Origin of the sequence: Staphylococcus agnetis (genome assembly GCF_002901865.1) — a bacterium.
Taxonomy (GTDB): Bacteria; Bacillota; Bacilli; order Staphylococcales; family Staphylococcaceae; genus Staphylococcus; species Staphylococcus agnetis.
The window spans coordinates 1-5,019 of sequence record NZ_PPQF01000096.1; the positions used below are offsets into that span (position 1 = coordinate 1).

Annotated in this window: 5 protein-coding genes; 4 read left to right on the plus strand and 1 reads right to left on the minus strand. The window is 35.8% G+C overall.

The genetic code is table 11. The features are described from left to right. Window positions 1-119: 119 nt before the first annotated feature. Complete coding sequence (gene cozEa, locus CD172_RS11750) at window positions 120-1,226, minus strand: lipoteichoic acid biosynthesis protein CozEa (protein WP_103346452.1); 1,107 nt, start codon at window positions 1,224-1,226, stop codon at window positions 120-122. Window positions 1,227-1,417: 191 nt separating this feature from the next. On the opposite strand from cozEa, the gene CD172_RS11755 reads away from it, so the two are divergent. From CD172_RS11755 to CD172_RS11770, 4 genes are all read left to right on the plus strand, one after another. Further along, complete coding sequence (locus tag CD172_RS11755; RefSeq protein WP_060550691.1) at window positions 1,418-3,001, plus strand: alanine/glycine:cation symporter family protein; 1,584 nt, start codon at window positions 1,418-1,420, stop codon at window positions 2,999-3,001. Window positions 3,002-3,131: 130 nt separating this feature from the next. Beyond that, window positions 3,132-3,869 carry an esterase family protein gene (locus CD172_RS11760; RefSeq protein WP_103346453.1) on the plus strand — a complete coding sequence of 246 codons (738 nt, stop codon included), beginning with the start codon at window positions 3,132-3,134 and terminating at the stop codon, window positions 3,867-3,869. Between the two features lie 50 nt (window positions 3,870-3,919). Next, a complete protein-coding gene (locus CD172_RS11765) occupies window positions 3,920-4,429 on the plus strand; it encodes a 2'-5' RNA ligase family protein (RefSeq protein WP_060550692.1) in 510 nt (169 codons plus the stop codon). Window positions 4,430-4,592: 163 nt separating this feature from the next. Next, on the plus strand, window positions 4,593-4,901 hold the full coding sequence (locus CD172_RS11770; protein ID WP_037565920.1) for a hypothetical protein: 309 nt from the start codon (window positions 4,593-4,595) through the stop codon (window positions 4,899-4,901). Window positions 4,902-5,019 lie beyond the last annotated feature (118 nt).

A 5,019-nucleotide genomic window follows, 5' to 3' on the forward strand; every position in this document is an offset into this window, starting at 1 on the left:
TAAGTAGAATTCAAATGAAAAAACACCACAAAATCTTTTGAAGTGATTTTTGTGGTGTTTTTCTTGGAAGCTGAAACCCTATGTCCCAGCCCCTTTTTCTGTTGATGTTAAAGCTTTAGTCAAATTTTGGTATGAGTGTGGTGCTCGTCGACGTTACTTCTTGCTTTTAACATAATTTGATGTCTGTATTTGAAAACATTACGTACGATTGTTTTCAATACGGCATATAACGGTACGGCAACTAAAATTAAACCAAAGCCGCCTAAGCTACCTGAAGCCAAAATTACAATAATGATTGTTAAAGGATGAATGTTAAGTGATTTACCCATGACATTTGGTGTGATGACATTACCTTCAAGCTGTTGCGCAACCAATGTGACAACACATACCCATACAAAAGTTGTTGGACTTTGAATAAGACCTAATATGCCAGCAGGTAAAAATGCCATCCATGGCCCTAAAAATGGAATCATATTTGTAATAATTGCGAACATGACGAGTAAAACCGTATATTCTAGTCCGATGAGACTATAGCCGATAAATAAAATAACACCTAGAATTAAGCTCACCATGACTTGACCTTGAATATATGATTTTAACGTGTGGTTTAAATCTGTTAACAGATTTACTACAAAGATTTTGCGATCACCATTAAAAATACGTGCAATGGCAGGAATAAAACGTTCGTGATCTTTTAACATAAAAATCAAGAAAAATGGAACTAAGATAAGTAAAAATAGTGTCGAGATGATACTGCTAATAATATTGAAAGAATTGGATAAAATATCCGTTGTATATGAACCTACTTGAGAGATCATGCTATTAATCTTATCAGTCACATTTGATGGTAAACGATCGCGTTGATCGAGGACAAAGTTAATTAAGCCTTGAGCTTCACGTTGAATCGTTGGAATGTTTTTAATTAAATTCTGAACCTGACTCGTAATAACCGGACCAACGATTCCGATAATGGCACCAATAATGGCCATTAATCCTAAAAGAATAATCGTAATACTTGCCCATCTTGGAACATGCCTTTTTTCAAGCATTTTTTGAAAAGGTAAACATATGTAAAATAAAAACCCACCCATTAATAAGGGTAATAATACTGACTGCACGATAATAATGAGTGGCATAAAAATGTGATTGATTTCTAAAAAGAGCTTTATTAAAAGGAAAAGTATTAATAAAGCAACACCCGTACGAAACCACACTTTATTTGTCATAAGATGTGCCTCCTTATAAATTTGTTACACTTCAGTATAGCCCAATTTTGGGTGTGATGAAACAAATATTTGTGAATAAAAATACAAATACTAAATTTTGAATTGAGTTGCACGGATTATAATTTACCGTTATAATGAGTGCATATTTATCTGAAAATTTTAATCTTTTCAGAAAACATGGGGGTATGTTTATGGTTGAAGCAATCGTGGGGTGGTTAAATGAAATTGTATGGAGTAAACCACTCGTCTATGGTCTCTTACTCACAGGGATTTTGTTTAGTTTAATGACACGGTTTTTACAAGTAAGGCATTTTAAAGAAATGATTCGACTGATGTTCCAAGGAGAAAAATCTCCAACCGGAATTTCAAGTTTCCAAGCCATTGCATTGTCGCTTGCAGGACGTGTGGGAACAGGTAATATTGTTGGGGTTTCAACGGCGATATTTATTGGTGGTCCAGGTGCTGTTTTTTGGATGTGGGCAACAGCGTTTTTAGGTGCAGGTACAGCATTTATAGAATCCACACTCGGTCAAATTTTTAAAAAAGAAGAAGATGGTGAATATCGCGGTGGTCCAGCCTATTACATAGAACAGGGGATTAAGGGGAAATTTGGTAAAGCATACGGGTTGTTATTTGCGGTAGTTACTATCATTTCTGTAGGCTTATTACTGCCCGGGGTACAGTCTAATGCGATAGCAAGTTCAATGCATAATGCTTTTGGCATTCCAGCATGGGTTATTGCGGTAGCACTCATTATTATTCTGGCATTAATTATTTTTGGTGGTGTCAAATGGATTGCGAAAGTCGCAACAGCGGTCGTACCTTTTATGGCAATCATTTATATTTTAATGGCACTCGTGATTATCGCACTTAATATCACAGAAGTACCTGCATTATTTGCATTAATTTTCAAATCAGCATTTGGTATGGAAGCCGCTTTTGGTGGAATTATTGGTGCGATGATTGAAATCGGTGTTAAACGTGGATTATATTCAAACGAAGCCGGCCAAGGTACAGGACCACATGCCGCTGCTGCAGCTGAAGTATCTCACCCAGCAAAGCAAGGCCTAGTTCAAGCATTTTCAGTATATGTAGATACATTATTTGTATGTACAGCCACAGCTTTAATCATTTTAATATCTGGTACATATAATACGACAGATGGTACGACAGCAGCAGATGGACGTCCAGGATTAATTGAAAATGGAGGTATTTACGTTCAAAATGCTGATGGTACTAAAGATTATTCAGGAACAGCAATGTATGCTCAAGCAGGTATTGATAAAGCTTTCCAAGGATCAAATTATCACTTTGATCCAACGTTCTCTGGTTTAGGGTCTTACTTTATTGCAATCGCACTATTCTTCTTTGCATTCACGACAATTTTAGCGTATTACTATATGGCTGAAACCAATGTCAGCTATATTACCAATAGAATAGCCAAAAAACAGAACAAATTATGGCGTAATGTTATTCGAATTCTACTCATTGCCGCTACTGCATATGGCTCAATTAAAACAGCTGACGTTGCTTGGGCTTTAGGTGATCTAGGTGTCGGTATGATGGCGTGGCTGAATATTATCGCAATATGGATTTTATGTAAGCCTGCCCTAAAAGCATTGAAAGACTTCGAACAGCATAAGAAAAAATATGGCACAGGAAAAACTGCCATTTACCGTCCAGATGCACAAGAATTACCAACAGCTAAATTCTGGTTAGAGGATTATCCACGACGTTTAAAAGAACAAAATTACAATCCGGACGATGAACAATAAATAATTCAACAAATATAACAACGTAATAAATGACAAATAGGGTAAATATTTATGTATAGCACTGTCTAGTTAACAAGTAAAGCGTCTCTTGATACAATAGTTATGAATTCGTATAGGGGGCGCTTTAATGATGTCTGATTTTAAACCTGGCAAAATAACGACATTAGATGTTCAAAGTGACATCTTAGATAGGCAGGTTACCTTGTCTGTTTATTTACCAGAGGACTACTCTGATCTTTATAAAAGTAAGGTGATTTTTTGTTTTGATGGACGCGATTTTTTTAGATTTGGTCAAATTCATCGCGTATATGAACGCTTAAGACAAAAACATGAAATTGAACGTGCGATTATTGTTGGTTTTCATTATGAAAATGTTGAAAAGCGACGGATTGAATTTCATCCACAAGGTAAAAAAGCATCACAAACTGTTCAAGCGGTAGCACGCGAAATTTTACCTTGGATAGATGAGACATTCCCAACATATAGAGTAGGGAATGCACGTCTATTATTAGGTGATAGTTTGGCAGGAAGCATCGCGTTGCTGACGGCCTTGTCATATCCACGTGTGATGAGTCAAGTGGGGGTATTAAGCCCACACTACGATGGGATGGTGGACGCATTAATAAAGCGTTGTCAATTTATGAATGCCTTATCTATTTGGCATGTCATTGGCAAAGAAGAAAAGGATTTTGAACTTCCAACAAATGGTAAACGTGCAGATTTTCTTACACCTAATCGAGAGATGCATACACGTATTTCAGAAACAGAAGCGACCTATTTTTATAAAGAATTAGATGGAGGACACAACTGGAAAACGTGGAAAAAGGAACTACCAGAATTGTTAAAATACTTTTTAAGTAACCAATGATATAAATTTTTGCTATAATAGATTCAAGGACAAACAAAGGAGGAATTTCAATGATTCTAGGGTTAGCGTTAATTCCGTCACAAGCGTTTCAAGATGAGGTCAATGCATATCGTAAACGCTATGATAAACATTACACAAAAATTAAACCACATGTCACTGTTAAAAGTCGATTTGAAGTCGATGATCATGCTTTAGATACGATTAAACAAGAAATTCAAAAACGTATTGAAGGCGTTCAACCTCTTACGGTTCACGCGACGAAAGCATCGAATTTTGCGCCGACGACAAATGTGATTTATTTCAAAGTTGAAAAAACAGATGAATTACAGGATTTATTTGATCGTTTTGATGGTGATGATTTTTACGGTGAAGCTGAGCATCCATTTGTGCCACATTTTACTATTGCTCAAGGTCTTACGAGCCAAGAATTTGAAGATATCTATGGTCAAGTGCGTTTAGCTGGTATTGATCACAAAGAAGTCATTGATAAATTGTCTCTTATGAAATATAACGATGATGCAGAGAAATGGGAAGAAATAGAAACCTATACATTTGCTTAAATTGAGATGCTTCTTTGAATGATAAATTGAAAAATAGGATGGGATACACATTTTAAGCTTTTTAGAGCGAAAAATGTGTATTTTTTTGAAAATGCATATCTCTACCACATGTTTACATGTATAATGAAATTAAATATTGCAATATAGAAATGGAGTGGGGGATATGACACTTACACATTGTCCGAAATGCCAGTCGGAACGAATAGGAGAAACGAAAAGCGGTTGTCTTTTGCTATTAGTCATTTTTACGACAATCTTTTTTGGAATTCAGTGTATTGTATATATCAGTTCGGGTGCGCTTGCTAAAAACCTTTTCGGAAGCTTACTTGTGTTAACTGTATATGCGATCATATTAGGTATCATATGGCTAATTTATAAGAAAAAAGGTCAGCGTTTTTATTGTGTCGATTGTCAAAGTGAATTTAAACCTGAAGCGATCGCACACATCGAAAAAGGACACGAAAAAACATAATGTTTCGTGTCCTTTTTTATATTTATATAAAAGTAAACCATGCGCTATGCGTATGGTTCCGGAGAGGTTTTACCGTTGTATTAAAATAGGCATTTCCTCATGATAGAATAAAACTTGG